Genomic DNA, 15,070 nt, shown 5'->3' with positions numbered 1-15,070 from the left:
GCGGTCTCCTCACAGTTCGCCCGAAACGACGGCCGTCGCTCCGGAGATGTCCATGACGGTCACCGTCTCGCCCGCTCGGTGGACCTCGTTCTCGTCCAGCGGCCGTGCCGACCAGCTCTGCCCGTCGATCAGCACCAGGCCGCCGGTGGAGTTCACGGTGGATTCGACGAACGCCTTCTTGCCGATCAGGGCTTCGGTGTTGGTGCGGAACTCGATGCCCCGCATCAGCCGCCGCTTCAGCGCCGGACGCGCGCCCAGGACCAGCCCCAGGCTCAGCGCGGCGAACACAGCGGCGTCGACGGCGAGTGGTGCGCCCAGCACGGCGGCTCCGGCGGCTCCCAGTGCGGCGACGCCGAGCATCAGCAGCACGAGTTCACCCGAGATGACCTCGGCCGCGACCAGCACCACGCCGGCGATGAGCCACAACAGCGCGACCACGCCTTCAATATGCCAGACAAGGGCATGATCAGGCGTTTCGCGAGCTACCGCACTTCACAGAGGGTGAGCGGGAGGTCTACCTTGATTGGTATCGCATCTCGAACAGCCCGACGGCTTCCTGACCGCGTTCGGGGAGGACGTGATGTTGAGTCGATACGAGCGTCGGAGGCTTCACGAGATCGAGCGGTGGTTCGAGGAGAACGACCCCCGGTTCGCGGCGTCGGTCAGGCACCCACCGCCGGACACCCTCACCGTCCGCCGGCGGCGGCTGGCGATCGCGGTCGCCCTGCTCGGCGCACTGGTGTTCGCTGCCGGCCCCGGACTGATCTTCATCGGCATCAGCCTCGGAGTCGGAGCCCTCGCGGTCCGCTACCTCCTGCTGGACACCCGCTCCTGAGCCCCGGCGGGGTCAGCCGGTGAGGCGGGTGCGGACCCAGTCGTGGAACTCGGCGATGTGGTGCTCGCTGGGAACCAGGACGCCGCCGGAGGCGTAGGAGCGGGAGTTCATGGCCAGCTGGCAGCGCTCGCAGGCGTCGAAGTCCTGCTGGTTGACGCGGTGGAACAGCTCCACCGACCGGGACAGGTCCTGGCCGGAGGCGATGACGTCCGGCAGGTACAGCCAGTCGCAGTCCACGAGGGTCCGCTCCGCGGTGAGCGGGAACATCCGGTGGATGATCACGTGGTCGGGGACCAGGTTGATGAACACCTGCGGGCGCACGGTGATCGCGTAGTAGCGCCGGTCCTGGTGCTCGGCCACGCCCGGCAGCTGCTGCAGGCCGTCTCCGCCGTCGACGGTGAAACCCCGCACGTCATCGCCGAATTCGGCTCCGTGCCCGACGTAGTACTGGGCGGCGAACCCGTCGGCGAACTCCGGGAGCACCTCGGTGAGCTCCGGGTGGATCGTGGCGCAGTGGTAGCACTCCATGAAGTTCTCGATGATCTGCTTCCAGTTCGCCTTGACGTCGTAGCGGATCCGCTCGCCGAGTTCGAGCGCGGCGATGTCGTAGGCGTCGAGCTCACCCGCGTCGCCGAGGCGCTGGGCGACGTCGGCCACCACCGTGTCGTCGAAGGACGGCGGTTCCTCGGCCAGGCAGACCCAGGCGTAGCCGAGCCATTCACGCAGGTGGACGCGGTTGAGTCCGTACTGGTCGCGGTCGACGTCGGGCATGCCGCCGAGATTCGGCGCCGCGATCAGCTTGCCGTCCAGGCCGTAGGTCCAGGCGTGGTACGGGCATTGCAGCGACCGCTGCACCTCTCCGGACTCCTCGGTGCACAGCCGGGCGCCCCGGTGGCGGCACACGTTGAGGAAGGCGTTGAGGTTTCCCTTGCGGTCGCGGGCGATGATCACGCTCTCCCGCCCGACCTGCACGGTCTGGAAGGCGCCGGGTTCGCCCAGATCGGCGCTGCGCACCGCGCAGAACCAACCGGCCTCGAAGATCCGCGACTGCTCGAGGGCGAAGATCGACGGATCGGTGTAGTGGTGGCCGGGGAGAGTGGCCAGCAGGCTGTGCGGCAACTCCGCAGCGGTCATCTCGGGGCGCCTTTCGGCTCGGTCCGCAAGGGTGTGAATTGTTGCGCGATGAGCACTGCGTTGCTCGATCGACAACACGATGCGGGTGCGCCTCGGGCGCTGTCAAGACGTCCGGGCGGGTTACCGCGAGGTAGTCATAGCGGCGGCGGGTTACCGGAGGATGTCGTGCGTTAACAGGAAATCCATCGGGAAATCGACGCCTTCGACGTCTTGACGAGCCTCGGAGTTGACCCTCACGCTGTTGCGCATGGCGGTACAAGTTCTCTGATGCGCAACACAGGAGGTTCGATGTTCGCTGTCTGCCGTGCCGACGAGCTCGCCCCGGGTGAGTCGACCCGGTTCGTCGCCGACGTCCCGATCGCCGTATTCAACGCCGACGGCGTGTTCTACGCGGTCGACGACACCTGCACCCACCAGGACGCGTCGTTGTCCGCCGGATTCCTCGAAGGCTGCTTCGTCGAATGTCCGCTGCACGCGGCGTTCTTCGACCTGCGCAGCGGAGATCCCACGGGCCCGCCGGCCAAGCGGGCGCTGCGCACCCACCAGGTCCTCGTCGAGGGCGGCACGGTGTACGTCCAGCTCACCCCGCGCGAGGTCGAGCTCCCCCTGGAGGCCGAAGGCGCGGCCTGATCAGTCGGCGCGGCGGCGTTCCAGCAGGACGGTGTCGCGCCAGACCCCGTGGTGCAGGGCGATGCGCTCCCGGGTTCCGACCACGCGGAACCCGGCGGCGCGGTGCAAGGCGATGCTGGCCTCGTTCTCCGGGAAGATCGAGGTCTGCAGCGTCCACAGCCCTCCGGCGTCGGCGGCGCTGACCTGCTTGTGCAGCAACGCCTTTCCGACTCCGAGACCGCGGAACCCGTCCCCGACGTAGAGCGAGGTCTCGGCGACCCCGGCGTAGCACTCGCGTGCCGACACCGGTGTCGCCGCTCCCCACCCGGCAACCCGGCCGTCGATCTCGGCGACCCACCGGTGCCCCGGAATCCACTTGGCGTCCAGGGATTCTCGCCGAGGTACCTCGGTCTCGAACGTCGCGTTCCCGGTCGCGATCCCCTCGGCGTAGATGCGGCGCACCGCGTCCCAGTCGGCGTCCGCGAGTTCCCTGATCACCGGTCCAGGCTGGCGTTTCGCGCTCGTGCGGGCAAGCTCATCGCGGTGTGACGGTGCCCGAGGTCGCGTCGACGGTGATGATCTGGCCCGTGGTGATGTCGGTGGTGGCGTCGCGGACGCAGATCACCGCCGGGATGCCGTACTCGCGGGCCACGGTCGGGCCGTGCGCCATGGGCGAACCGGTCTCGGTGACCAGACCGGCCGCGGTCATGAACAACGGGGTCCAGCCGGGGTCGGTGGTGGTGGCCACCAGGATCTCGCCTGGCTCGATCCGCGCGGTCGCCGGGTCGTGCACGACGCGAGCGGGCCCGGTGACCTTGCCCGGAGACGCCCCCAGCCCGACCAGCGCGCCGTCGGCGGCGGGTGCGGGCGGTGCCGTGGCCTCCAGGTCAGTGCCGTCGGAGAGGACCGCGATCGGAACCGCGCGGCGGCGGACCTCCCTGTCGTAGCGTCCTTTTCGCTCGGTGGCGAGCGCGCTCTGATCGGACCCGGCCACTGCGGCGCGGATCTCGTCGAGTTCCAGGAACAGCACGTCGGCGGGCCGTTCCAGCAGACCGCGACGGCTCAGGTCGTCGCCGATGAGCAGCAGCTGTTCGCGCATCGCCTGCAACGAGTACAGCCACGCGAACTTGCCCAGCTCCCGCAGCCCGGTGAGCTTGCGGGCGCGGCGCATCAGGAAGCGGGAGAGGCGGGCGCGGATCGGGCGCTTGCGGCGGGCGCGCTCGAACAGCTCGTCGATCATGGCTTCCGCGCGGGCCGCGGCCTTCTCGAACCGCCGCTCCGGTGCCTGCTCGGGATCGGTGATCCGCAGGTAACCGGCGATGGTGGCGAAGATCTGCGTCGGGTCCTCCGACCAGCGCGGCATCCCGACGTCGACCTCCGCCGGTGCGCGGTGGCCGTAGCGGGCGAGGAAGTCGTCCAGCCCCAGGTCGGGCAGTTCACCCGCCCGGTAGCGGTCGGTGAGCTCGGCCGGGGGCGTGCTGCGCAGGAGTTCCCGGGCCTCGTCGTCGAGGCCGGTGGTCAGCCGCCACAGCGCGAGGTCCATCTCGGTGGTGACGTTGTGCGGCAGCCCGCCGAGGACGGTGTCCAGCTCGCTCGTCGTGGCGACGCCCTTGAGCAGCGACTTCGGGAGCTGGCCGAGGAGGATGCCGATGAACAGCGGCCAGATCACCTCCGAGGCGGTCATGAAGTCCCGCTGCACCTCCTCGGCGAAGCGCAGGCGCTGCTGCGAGTTGGCGAACTCCGGCGCCCTGGCCTGGCGCTTGAGCTTCTCGGTGGCGCGGAAGGCGCGCTCGCGCGCGGCGTCGGGTGCGATCAGCGTGCGGATGAGCTCGAACTTCGCCTTCGGCACGACGACGATGCCCTTCTTCAGCAGCGGCGCGACCGGGAAGGGCATGCCGCTGCTGGTCGGCGCGAACCGCGGGTCGGTGAGCAGCCGCTGCACGATCTCGACGTTGCGCGGGCCGTAGACCTCCATCACCTGCGGCATCCGGGAGCGGAAGCGCTTGTTGCGCAACAGGTCCGAGAAGTCCATGAACAGCCGGCCGCCCACGGGAACGATGCCCATCGCATCGCCGAACGCGCCACCGGAGAGGCCCGCGGAGTCCATCCACAGCTTCGCGCCGTGCGTCATCGCCGACATGCCGGCCGGGGTGAAGGGCCGCAGCATCCCCTGCATGTGCCCCATCTCGAAGTAGACCCGCAGGTCGTCGGTTCGGGGCGGGAGCGGGAAGAGCGTCGTGATGGCCCGCGACTGCAACAGCCACAGCTCGCCGTCCCGGTCGATGGCCCACTCGATGTCCTGGGGCGAGCCGAAGCTCTCCTGCACCCGCGCGCCCGCGTCGCGCAGCGCGTCGAGCTGCTCGTGGTCCAGGCACCCGTCGGTGCGCGGCGGGGTCCCGTCGAGGACGTAGTGATCGGCGATGACCGATCCGTCGACGACCACGTCACCCAGGCCGGGCGCGGCGTCGACGACCATCTCCGAGCGCGTCCCGGTCAGCGGGTTCGCGGTGAACAGCACCCCGGCGGCCTTCGCGTCGACCATCCGCTGCACCACGACGGCCATGTGCACGTCGGTGCCGATCTCGTTGGCGTCGCGGTAGGCGACGGCCCGATCGGAGTGCAGCGAGTCCCAGCAGCGGCGGATCGCCGACAGCAGTTCCTGCTCGCCGCTGACGTTGAGGAACGTGTCCTGCTGCCCGGCGAAGCTCGCATCCGGCAGGTCCTCGGCGGTCGCGCTCGACCGCACCGCCACCCGGTCGGCCCCGAGCCGCCGGTAGGCGTCGAGGACCTCCTGCTCGGGGATCTCGCCGGTCACGTGCGCCCGGGTCGTCAGGCAGAACCCGTCGGGCACCCGGAACCCGGCTCTGACCAGTTCACCCAGCCCTGCGGCCTTGCCGCCCACCAGTCCGAGCATGCTCGCGTCAACCTGCGCGAGTTCGAGCACCTGAACGTCGTTGCCGGTCACGATCACCACTCCAGTCCGAACGGCGCACACCATTACAACGCCGACCAGACTTCCCGGCACACCACGGCCGAAGGGCCGATGCCCAGATGCTAGGCCCGCGATCAGCGTTCAGCCGTCAAGAAACCGTCAAAATCCTGACGCCCCGTACGCTGCGGCCCGTGGCTGCACAGGTGGAACTGGACGTCGTGGACATGCGGTTGCTGCGGGCGTTGCAGGAGGACGCCCGGTTGACCAACCGCGAGCTGGCGGGGAGAGCGGGCATCGCGACCTCGACGTGCTCGGACCGGTTGGCGCGCCTCCGGGACGCGGGTGTGATGTGCGGATCGGCGGTGCGGATCGAACCGAGCGCGGTCGGTCGCCCGCTGGAGGCGATGCTGGCGGTGCGGGTGCACCCGCACCGGCGTCCGCTCGTGGACCCGTTCGTGCAGCACGTCCTCGCCCAGCCCGAGACGCGGCACCTCTACCACCTGACCGGCCCGGACGACTTCCTCATCCACGTGACCGTCGTCGACGCCGCCGACCTGCAGCGGCTGGTGCTGGACGAGCTCACCGCGCGGGACGAGGTGGTCATGGTGCACACCCACCTGATCTTCCACCAGTGGCGCGGTGGCCCGCTGCTGCCGCCGGGCGCCGAGGGCTGACCGGACGATCGCCGGGTGAACGCACTCTCAGACGGGAGCGGCCGGACCGACGCGGTCCAACACCGCCATCGGCCGATGTTCGTCCGGAGATCCGATCGCGAGGCCGTAGGACCGCTGATCCTCGGGTGGTGACCGAACAGACGTTTTGGACCCGTGCCGTGCACGCAGGCCGCGACGACCTCACCGATCAGGGCCTGCACGCCGTTCCGCTGGACCTCTCGACGACCTACCCCAGCCGGGACAGCAGGGACGAGGCCGAGCGCCTCGACGCGATGACCACCGGAGCCCAGGTGCCGGGCACGCCGATCTACGCCCGGCTCGGCAACCCGACGGTCGCCCGGTTCGAAGGAGCGATCGCCGAGCTCGAAGGCTGCGAGTCCGGTGTCGCCTTCGCCTCGGGCATGGCGGCGCTCTCGGCGTGCCTGCTCGCCACCGTCGCCGCCGGCCGTCCGCACGTGGTGGCGGCGAGGCCGCTCTACGGCACCAGCGACCACCTCATCGCGTCCGGGCTGCTGGGGAACCGGCTCACCTGGGCGGACCCGGCGGATGTCGGTGCCGCCGTCCGGCCGGACACCGGGCTCGTCATCGTCGAGACCCCCGCGAACCCGACGCTCGCGGAGATCGACATCCGCGCGGTCGTGGACGCCGCGGGCGGTGTTCCGGTGCTCGTCGACAACACCTTCGCCACACCGGCTCTGCAGCGGCCCACCGACTTCGGCGCCGCCGTGGTCCTGCACAGCGCGACGAAGTTCCTCGGCGGGCACGGTGACGCCATGGGCGGTGTGGTGACCTGCGCGGAGGACTTCGCCCAGCGCCTGCGCCAGGTCCGCATCGCCACGGGCGGAGTGCTGCACCCCTCGGCCGCCTACCTCCTGCAGCGCGGCCTGGCGACGCTGCCGGTCCGCATGGAGCGCTCATCGGCCACGGCAGCGGTTCTCGCGGAGCGGCTGCTCGCGCACCCGAAGATCAGCGCCGTGCACTACCCGGACCCGAACAAGCTCGGCCAGCTCACCACCGGCGGGGCGATGCTGTCGTTCGAGCCGGAAACTCCGCCGCATGAGGTGATTTCCGCCGTCCGCCTGATCACACCGGCGGTCAGCCTCGGCAGCACCGACACGCTGCTGCAGCACCCGGCATCGCTGTCGCACCACATCGTCGCCCCGCAGGACCGCGCGGCAGGGGGCATCCCGGACACCCTGCTCCGCCTGTCGGTCGGCCTCGAATCCCCGGAAGACCTCTGGCGAGACCTCGACCAAGCCCTCAGCGGAACGACCTGAGCCGTTCAGCGATCGGGCGTCCGTTCGGAGTTCGAGCGGACGCCTCGGTCAGGCCTTCTCGTGGGCGATCTGGATGAGGTTGCCGCAGGTGTCGTCGAGGACCGCTGTGGTGACCGGACCCATGTCGGTGGGCTGCTGGGTGAAGCGCACGCCCTGGGCGGTGAGGCGGTCGTACTCGGCCTGGACGTCCTCGACCGCGAACGAGGTGAAGGGGATCCCGTCGGCCACCAGCGCCTGCTTGAAGGGCTTGGCCGCCGGGTGCTGGTCGGGTTCGAGCACGAGTTCGGTGCCGTTGGGCTCCTCGGGCGAGACGAGGGTGATCCAGCGGAACTCGCCCATCGGGATGTCGTGCTTGAGTTCGAAACCGAGGACCTCGGTGTAGAACCGCAGCGCCTTGTCCTGGTCATCGACCATCATGCTGTGCAGGTTGATCCTCATGCTCCCGGCCCTTCCTCAGCCACCGCTCGACGATCGGTTCGAGCGGCGCGGTGTCGATGTGGTGGAACTTGTAACGGCCTTCTCGGCTCGCCCTGACCAGCCCCGCTGCTTCCAGGGCGTCCAGGTGCTGCGAGATCGCCTGCCGTGACGAGGCGAGCCCGTGCTTGGTGGCCAACCGTGCGCAGATCTCGAACAGTGTCTGCCCGTTCTGCTCGGTCAGCTCGTCGAGGATCGTGCGCCGCGTGCCATCGGCCAGCGCCTTGAACACGGCGTCATCCACACCGCGAACAATAGGCAAGCCGCGACTTGCATGTCAACTCGGCCCGGTGCCGTGAACTGGGGAGGTGTCCTGGGGGCACGATTTCAGTGGAAGTCGGAACACGGATTTCCACTGAAATCGGGTTTCGGCATTCCACTGAAATCCGGAACTTCACCCGCGTGGGGAGGGTCTGGGTGGAGGGCCCGGGGGTTTCCAGCCAGCGGGTGATCTTGGTGGGGTGATTCCGGGTGATCTGCGCTGCACCTCGGGGTCGGCTGAAACCTACTTCGGAGTAGGTTGCCGGTAGTCTGGCTCGGTGCGAGGGACGGTGTGTGATGGTCGGTGAGTCGCGGCCCGCGGGGTTCTGGGGTCGTGCCGGGGATCGAGCGCGGCAGGTCAACCAGAGCCGGCGGGTGGTCGGAACGCTGCGCGGGGTCCGACGGATGCTGCCCGGGTCCGGCGAGCTCGCCTTCTCCGACTCGGGAAAGCCCTCCGACCGCGTGGCGCGGCTGATGATGCAGGTCGCGGGCGATCAACCGAGCGCGGTGCGCGAGCTGGGCCTGGTGACCGTGCAGGCGTGGCAGGCGCTGACCAGCCGGCGTGCCGCCGACGGAGCCGTGACGATCATGTTCACCGATCTCGTGGGATTCTCCACCTGGGCGTTGCGCGCCGGTGACGACCAGGTCCTGCGGTTGCTGCGGGAGTTCTTCGGCGTCAGCCGCGAGGTCGTCGGCGGGTACGGCGGCGTGGTGGTCAAATCGCTCGGCGACGGCGTGATGGTGGCCTTCTCCGACGTCGACAAGGCGATCGAGGCCGCCGCCGCGCTGGGGTCAGCGGTCAGCGCCCTCAACCACGACGGCTACCGCCCGTCGCTGCGCGTGGGCCTGCACCGCGGTTGGCCGCGCAAGGTCGGCAAGGACTACATCGGGGTGGACGTCAACATCGCCGCGCGCGTCGCCGACGCCGCCAACGGCGGTGAAGTGCTGGTCACCGAGCACGTCCTGGAGGCCGCCGACCGCGAGCGGTACGTGGCGCGCAGCCGCCGGTTCCGGGCGAAGGGGACGCCGAAGGACCTGGTCGTGTACGCGGTGGTTCCCCGTCACGAGCGGTGACGAGTCGGGTGTACCGTCGCAACTAGACAGCATGCTGTCCAGTTCGTCGTCGAGCCCGAATGGGATTCCCCGTGCGCATCGTCCTGACCGCAATGCCCGCCTACTCGCACCTCGTTCCGCTGCTGCTGCCGGTCGGCCGCCAGCTGCGCGACGCCGGGCACGACGTCCGCGTCGCCACCAGCGAAGCCATGGCGGAGACCATCGAGCAGGCCGGTCTCCGGCCCGTGGTCCTGCCGGACCTGGTCACCATGCGCGACCTGGCCGCGGACCCGCAGCGCTTCGGCGCGAAGGGGCTCACCGACGTCGCGGAGCGGCGGGGCACCGAGACCCTCGGTGTCACCCCGGAGGTCTTCGGCGGCAACTTCATCGGCGTGCTCGGGCGCCACTTCGGCGAGAAGCTCCTGGAGCACGTGGAGCGCCCGGACCTGATCGTCCGCGAGGCGACCGAGTTCGGCGGCTACTACGCGGCCGAGAAGTGGGGCATCCCCAACGCCGTGATCGACATCAGCCCGATGGCGCCGTTCGGCGACGTCCTCGACGAGATCAACGCCGGTCGCGCCCACTTCGGGCTCGACCCCGTCGACGACCCGTGGCAGCCGATGAGCGCGTTCCGGGCCGGAGTCGTGCCCGAGACCTTCTACCCGGACGGCGCGCGACTGGAATCCGCGCACCACTACCGGATTCCCGACGGCGACGCCCAGCGGCTCGACCCGGCCGTCGCCGATCTCCCGGACCGCCCGCTGGTGCTGGCCAGCCTCGGGTCCAACGCGCCGATGATGCTCGGCGAACGTCCCCAGCTGCTCGACACGATCATCGAAGCGCTCGGCAAGCTCCCGGTCACGGGTGTGGTCGCGCTCGGAGCCAACCGCGACCCGGGGGAGTGGACCGGGGTGCGCGCGGAGAACGTGCACCTGACCTCGTTCGTCCAGCAGCAGACGTTGTTGCCCGCCTGCGACGCGTTCATCACCCACTGCGGCTTCAACAGCACCCGCGAATCGCTCTACGCCGGGGTGCCGATGGTGGGGCTGCCGATGTTCGCCGAGCAGCCCAACAACGCCGCCCGCATCACCGAGATCGGCGCGGGACTGGCGTTCAACATCGAGGACGTGTCCGTGCCGCTGCTGCACGAGGCGGTGTCCCGCGTGCTGGAGGAACCGTCGTTCCGCAGCGCGGCCCGAGGCGCGCAGCGCCGAGTCATGGCGCTGCCGCCCCTCTCCCAGATCGCCGCGGACCTGGAGGAGCTGGTCTAGAGGCCGGCCAGTTCGTCGTCGGTGAGCACGACGTCGAGTGTGCGGAGCGTCTCCGCCGGGTCGGCGACCGGGGTCATCTCCTGCGAGCCGTCCGGTCGTTCGACGACGAGGGTGTCGCCGATGAGCTTGCGGCTGATGCCCTCGTCGAGCCGCATCACGACGAGCCTGCCGGTGAACGGCGAGTCCGGGTGCGTCGCGGTGTAGTGGTTGAAGACCTCGTAGTCGATGAGCCGTTGCGGCTGGTCGTCGAAGGCGTGCAGCGGCTCCCAGCCCTCGGAGGTCTCCTTCTCCAGCGTCCACAGTCGACCGTCGCGGGCCAGCCGGTGGTTCCAGCCGGCCTGGTCGACCACCTCGCCCTCGGCCAGCCTCATGGGGCGCAGCACGCCCGCGCCGAAACCGACGTCGGCCAGGTGCTCGTCGCCGTCGACGGTGACGACGAGGTTCATGTGGGTTCGCGGGCCGTCGCGGTGCGGCTGGACGCGCGCGGCCCGTCGGGACACGGCGTAGCCGAGCCGCTCCAGCACGGCGGCGAACAGCAGGGAGTGCTCGAAGCAGTAGCCGCCGCGCTGCCTGCGCACCAGCTTCGCCGTGATCGATCCCAGGTCGAGGCGCGGTGTGCGCCCGAGCGCCGGGTCGACGTTCTCGAAGGGGATCGCGCGCACGTGCGCCTCGTGCAGAGCGGCGAGCGCCTCGGCGGACGGCGGCGCCGCCTGCTGCCCGGTGCGGGCGAGGTACGCGTCGAGGTCGAGCGACTCGACGTCCCAGGGATCGGTCATGGTCGCAGCCTCGCACTTCCAGCGCGGTGGAGGTCAACGGTGTCAGCCGAAGTTCCGCGAGATCCGGGTGAGCAGCTCGCTGAGGTGGTCGATCTCCTCGGAGGACAGGCCCGCGACCAGCTGCTCGTTGGCCTTGCGCGACGCCCGCTGGAGGCGGCGGTGGGCGGCGCGACCGGCATCGGTGAGGTGCAGGCGCACCGCGCGGCGGTCGCCTTCGTCCTCGCCGCGCTCCAACCAGCCGGTCTCGACCAGCCGGTCCACCTGGCGCGCCAACGTCTGGCCGCTGACGTGCAGCGATCCGGCCAGGTCCCGCTGGATCAACGGCCCGTGCACGGTGAGGGCCTCCAGGATCGTCCAGGTCGTGAAGCTCGCCCCGGCCTCGCCGAGCCGTTGCTCGAAGTTCGCTCGCGCTTGCCGAGCGATCATGTTGAACCGGTATCCGAGGCTGCCCAGACCGGTGCCGATGGCGTCCACCATGCGGCCAGTTGTACCCCAGGCCACCAGTTCTGCACCATCTAAAGCAGAGTGCAATAATGCACTCCGTGGTTGATGGTGCAACTCCTGCTCTGAAGCGTCGGGTCCACACGGCACATCGGCTGACCGCCGCAGCGCGTCGCCGCACGGCCGAGGACGGGCTGTCCGGCTTCACCGTCGACGAGGTCTGCGACGAGGCGGGCATCTCCAGGCGCACCTTCTTCAACTACTTCGCGTCCAAGGAGGACGCGGTACTGGGGTTCACAACGCTGTGGGACCAGCACGAGATCGAGGAACGGTTCACCGCGGGCGCCGACCCGGACGAACCGGGGGTCTCGGCGAGCCTGCTCGACGACTACGCCGCGCTCCTGGTCGACCGCTGGACCGAGGTCGGGCTCACGCCCGAGCACGTCGCGGACCTGGTCGCGGCCATGGACCGCGAACCCCGGCTGCTGTCGCGGGTGTTCGAGCACGTCCAGACGCGCGAACGCGCCGACATCGAACTGGTGCGAGCCAGGGAAGGGCTCCCGGAAGGGGACCTCCGGGCCTCCGCCGCCGTCCAGGTGGTGTGCGCGCTCGCCGGCGCCTGCATGGGGCAGTTCCTCGACCCAGCCAACTCCGAGCCGCTGAACACGATCATGCAACGCCGCTTGGTGGCCGCTCGCGAGGTTTTCGCCGCCACGCTCACCGGAGGGACCCGATGACCGAGACCGAACCCAAGTTACTGCTGACCAAGCGGCGGATCTGGATCATCTTCAGCGCGCTGATCGCGGGTATGCTGCTGGCCAGCCTCGACCAGACCATCGTGTCCACCGCGATGCCCACCATCGTCGGCGACCTCGGCGGCGTCGCGCACCAGGCGTGGATCACCACCGCCTACCTGCTGGCCACCACCATCGTCATGCCGATCTACGGCAAGTTCGGCGACGTCCTCGGCAGGCGCAAGCTGTTCCTGATCGCCATCGCGCTGTTCACGCTCGCCTCGGTCGGCTGCGCCGTGGCCGGCGACTTCTGGACCTTCGTGATCTTCCGCGCCGCGCAGGGCCTCGGCGGCGGTGGCCTGATGATCCTCTCCCAGGCGATCATCGCCGACATCGTGCCCGCCAGCGAGCGCGGCAAGTACCTCGGTCCGCTCGGCGGCATCTTCGGCCTCGCCGCGGTCGGCGGCCCGCTGCTCGGCGGCTTCTTCGTCGACCACCTGTCCTGGCACTGGGCGTTCTACATCAACATCCCGATCGGCATCGCCGCGTTCGCCATCACCTACTTCGCGCTGACCCTGCCCAGCAAGAAGGCCACCAAGCCGCTGGACATCCCCGGCGTGGTGCTGCTGGCGCTGGCCACCACCAGCCTGATCTTCTTCACCGACTTCGGCGGCGACTCCGCGCACGGCTGGAGCGCACCCGAAACCTGGCTGTGGGCGGCGGGTCTGGTCATCGCCGCGGCGCTCTTCGTGCTGGTCGAGTCCCGGGCGAGCGACCCGGTCATCCCGCTGTCGCTGTTCCGCAACCCGATCTTCGTCAACGCCACCAGCATCGGTCTCGTGCTCGGACTGGGCATGTTCGCCGCGCTGGGCTTCCTGCCCACCTTCCTGCAGATGTCCACCGGGACCTCGGCGGCCGTGTCGGGCATGGCGATGCTGCCGATGATGGCCGGGCTGATGCTGACCTCCATCACCTCCGGCGCGCTGATCACCAAGACCGGCCGCTACAAGGTGTTCCCGATCCTGGGCACGCTCATCACCGCGGGCGGGATGCTCGCCATGACCACGCTGTCGGCCGACACGCCGGTGTGGCTGCTGTGCGTGTTCCTGTTCGTCTTCGGCGCAGGCCTCGGGCTGATCATGCAGGTCGTGGTGCTGGTGGTGCAGAACTCCGTCGACCCGTCGATGATCGGCACCGCGACCAGCACCAACAACTACTTCCGCGAGGTCGGCGGCGCGCTGGGCGTCGCGGTGTTCGGCACGATCTTCTCCACCCGGCTGACCGAGAACCTCACCGGGATCTTCGCCGGGGCCGGTGCGTCCGCGCAGCAGGCCGAGCAGTCCGCGGTGTCGCTGTCGCCGAACATGCTGCAGCAGCTGCCCGAACCCGTGCGGGACGCGATCGTCGCCGCCTACGCCGACGCGCTGGCGCCGGTGTTCTGGTACCTGGTGCCGTTCATGGCCATCGCGTTCCTGCTCTCGCTGCTGCTCAAGCAGATCCCGCTGTCGGAGGTGGCCGGGCTGGTCGCCCGCGGCGAGGCCATCGGCGGCGACGAGGCCGAAGAGCTCGAAGCGCGGCAGCGCGCCACCACCCAGACCCACTGATCGCGGAGGGAATCGCATGGCGGAGATGGATCTGCGAGTCCGGCTGCTGGGCAAGGCGTTGAGCCTGGCCCCCAGCGTCACCGGCATGACCGACGAGCAGCTGATCGCGCGGCAGCGGAAAGCACTGCCGCGCAACAGGGTCACCGACTTCCTGCTGGGCTCTCGCGCTCCCGGCATCGTCACCAGCGACCTCACCGCCGCCGGGGCCGACGGCCGCATCGGGATCCGGGTGTACCGGCCGATGCGGGAGACCGGACCGCTGCCGCTGATCGTCAACATCCACGGCGGCGGCTGGGTCAGCGGGAACCTCGACATCGCGGACTGGTTGTGCGGCCGGGTCGCCAAGGAGGTCGGGGCGGTCGTGGCGTCGGTGGACTACCGGCTCGCGCCCACCCACCGGTTCCCGGTGGCCGTGGAGGACTGCTACGCCGCGCTCGTCGACGTCGCCGGGCGCGCGGCCGAGCTCGGCGCCGACCCGGACCGGATCGCGGTCATGGGCGACAGCGCGGGCGGCAACCTCGCCGCCGTGATGTGCCTGCTCGCGCGGGACCGCTCCGGCCCGGAGATCGCCTTCCAGGGCCTGATCTACCCGGCCACCGATCTGACGCTGGGCAGCCAGTCGCTGGAGGACAACGCCGAGGCCCCGGTGATCACCACCCGCGAGGCCCGGAAGATGCGGGACGCCTACCTCGGCGGTCACGACCCGGCGGACCCGCTGGCCTCACCGCTGAAGGCAGCGACGCACGAGGGACTGCCGCCGGCGCTGATCCAGGTCGCCGAGCACGACCCGATCCGCGACGACGGCCTGCGCTACGGCGAGGCGCTGCGAGCCGCCGGGGTCCCGGTCCGCACCACCACCTACGTCGGCATGCCGCACGGGTACCTGTCCTTCCCGAACGTCTGCCGCAGCGCGACGCAGGCGCTGGGCGAGCTCTGCTCGGAGCTGTCGGCGGCGCTGGCTCCGGCTCGCGTCGCCGACTAGAAGCGGCTCAAGA

16 protein-coding genes and 1 pseudogene are annotated in these 15,070 nt (G+C 70.0%); 9 read left to right on the top strand and 8 right to left on the bottom strand.

What is annotated here, in order from left to right; translation table 11 throughout:
* Nucleotides 1–9: 9 nt before the first annotated feature.
* Nucleotides 10–438, bottom strand: a complete 429-nt coding sequence (locus tag AB0J78_RS23275) for an NfeD family protein (protein ID WP_363792367.1) — start codon at nt 436–438, stop codon at nt 10–12.
* Between the two features lie 142 nt (nt 439–580).
* Here AB0J78_RS23275 and AB0J78_RS23270 point away from each other — a divergent pair, with 142 nt between their 5' ends.
* The gene (locus AB0J78_RS23270; protein ID WP_363792365.1) at nt 581–835 is read left to right on the top strand and encodes a DUF3040 domain-containing protein; all 255 of its coding nucleotides are present in this window, start codon (nt 581–583) and stop codon (nt 833–835) included.
* Nucleotides 836–847: 12 nt separating this feature from the next.
* Here the strand turns inward: AB0J78_RS23270 and AB0J78_RS23265 are convergent, their stop codons facing one another.
* Complete coding sequence (locus AB0J78_RS23265) at nt 848–1,969, bottom strand: aromatic ring-hydroxylating dioxygenase subunit alpha (protein ID WP_363792363.1); 1,122 nt, start codon at nt 1,967–1,969, stop codon at nt 848–850.
* A 288-nt stretch (nt 1,970–2,257) separates the two neighbouring features.
* Here AB0J78_RS23265 and AB0J78_RS23260 point away from each other — a divergent pair, with 288 nt between their 5' ends.
* Nucleotides 2,258–2,599, top strand: a complete 342-nt coding sequence (locus AB0J78_RS23260; RefSeq protein WP_363792361.1) for a bifunctional 3-phenylpropionate/cinnamic acid dioxygenase ferredoxin subunit — start codon at nt 2,258–2,260, stop codon at nt 2,597–2,599.
* Here AB0J78_RS23260 and AB0J78_RS23255 read toward each other — a convergent pair.
* Nucleotides 2,600–3,073, bottom strand: a pseudogene (locus AB0J78_RS23255) (N-acetyltransferase family protein); the annotation flags it as partial. It abuts the gene before it with no gap.
* 40 nt (nt 3,074–3,113) lie between these two features.
* The gene (locus AB0J78_RS23250) at nt 3,114–5,543 is read right to left on the bottom strand and encodes a PEP/pyruvate-binding domain-containing protein (protein WP_363792360.1); all 2,430 of its coding nucleotides are present in this window, start codon (nt 5,541–5,543) and stop codon (nt 3,114–3,116) included.
* Nucleotides 5,544–5,701: 158 nt separating this feature from the next.
* Here AB0J78_RS23250 and AB0J78_RS23245 point away from each other — a divergent pair, with 158 nt between their 5' ends.
* Both AB0J78_RS23245 and AB0J78_RS23240 read left to right on the top strand, forming a co-directional pair.
* Complete coding sequence (locus AB0J78_RS23245) at nt 5,702–6,184, top strand: Lrp/AsnC family transcriptional regulator (RefSeq protein WP_363792358.1); 483 nt, start codon at nt 5,702–5,704, stop codon at nt 6,182–6,184.
* A 128-nt stretch (nt 6,185–6,312) separates the two neighbouring features.
* The gene (locus tag AB0J78_RS23240) at nt 6,313–7,461 is read left to right on the top strand and encodes a PLP-dependent transferase (RefSeq protein ID WP_363792356.1); all 1,149 of its coding nucleotides are present in this window, start codon (nt 6,313–6,315) and stop codon (nt 7,459–7,461) included.
* A 48-nt stretch (nt 7,462–7,509) separates the two neighbouring features.
* On the opposite strand, the gene AB0J78_RS23235 is transcribed toward AB0J78_RS23240, so the two are convergent.
* Nucleotides 7,510–7,899 carry a VOC family protein gene (locus AB0J78_RS23235; RefSeq protein ID WP_363792354.1) on the bottom strand — a complete coding sequence of 130 codons (390 nt, stop codon included), beginning with the start codon at nt 7,897–7,899 and terminating at the stop codon, nt 7,510–7,512.
* Nucleotides 7,865–8,179, bottom strand: coding sequence for a metalloregulator ArsR/SmtB family transcription factor (locus AB0J78_RS23230; protein WP_363792352.1), 315 nt, complete (start codon nt 8,177–8,179; stop codon nt 7,865–7,867). The genes AB0J78_RS23235 and AB0J78_RS23230 overlap by 35 nt, the downstream gene beginning before the upstream one ends.
* Before the next feature lie 314 nt (nt 8,180–8,493).
* Between AB0J78_RS23230 and AB0J78_RS23225 the strand changes: the two genes are divergently transcribed.
* Nucleotides 8,494–9,270: an adenylate/guanylate cyclase domain-containing protein gene (locus tag AB0J78_RS23225; RefSeq protein WP_363792350.1), complete on the top strand. Its 777-nt coding sequence runs from the start codon at nt 8,494–8,496 to the stop codon at nt 9,268–9,270.
* 59 nt (nt 9,271–9,329) lie between these two features.
* Nucleotides 9,330–10,520, top strand: coding sequence for a glycosyltransferase (locus AB0J78_RS23220; protein ID WP_363792348.1), 1,191 nt, complete (start codon nt 9,330–9,332; stop codon nt 10,518–10,520).
* On the opposite strand, the gene AB0J78_RS23215 is transcribed toward AB0J78_RS23220, so the two are convergent.
* Nucleotides 10,517–11,296 (bottom strand): arylamine N-acetyltransferase, encoded by a 780-nt coding sequence (locus AB0J78_RS23215; protein ID WP_363792346.1) that lies wholly within the window; start codon nt 11,294–11,296, stop codon nt 10,517–10,519. The two genes, AB0J78_RS23220 and AB0J78_RS23215, sit on opposite strands and share 4 nt — an antisense overlap.
* 42 nt (nt 11,297–11,338) lie before the next feature.
* Nucleotides 11,339–11,773: a MarR family transcriptional regulator gene (locus AB0J78_RS23210; RefSeq protein ID WP_363792344.1), complete on the bottom strand. Its 435-nt coding sequence runs from the start codon at nt 11,771–11,773 to the stop codon at nt 11,339–11,341.
* A gap of 65 nt (nt 11,774–11,838) precedes the next feature.
* Between AB0J78_RS23210 and AB0J78_RS23205 the strand changes: the two genes are divergently transcribed.
* The 3 genes from AB0J78_RS23205 to AB0J78_RS23195 are packed head-to-tail and all read left to right on the top strand — an operon-like array spanning nt 11,839 to nt 15,057.
* A complete protein-coding gene (locus AB0J78_RS23205; protein ID WP_363792342.1) occupies nt 11,839–12,474 on the top strand; it encodes a helix-turn-helix domain-containing protein in 636 nt (211 codons plus the stop codon).
* Nucleotides 12,471–14,075 (top strand): MDR family MFS transporter, encoded by a 1,605-nt coding sequence (locus AB0J78_RS23200; RefSeq protein WP_363792340.1) that lies wholly within the window; start codon nt 12,471–12,473, stop codon nt 14,073–14,075. The genes AB0J78_RS23205 and AB0J78_RS23200 overlap by 4 nt, the downstream gene beginning before the upstream one ends.
* 16 nt (nt 14,076–14,091) lie before the next feature.
* Entirely contained in the window at nt 14,092–15,057 is a 966-nt protein-coding gene (locus AB0J78_RS23195; protein WP_363792338.1) for an alpha/beta hydrolase, read from the top strand.
* Nucleotides 15,058–15,070 lie beyond the last annotated feature (13 nt).

It is taken from the genome of Saccharopolyspora sp. NPDC049426 (assembly GCF_040676935.1).
In the GTDB taxonomy this organism is placed as follows: Bacteria; Actinomycetota; Actinomycetes; order Mycobacteriales; family Pseudonocardiaceae; genus Saccharopolyspora.
The sequence above is the reverse complement of the archived record's forward strand: the minus strand, read 5'-3'. Positions and strand labels throughout refer to the sequence as shown.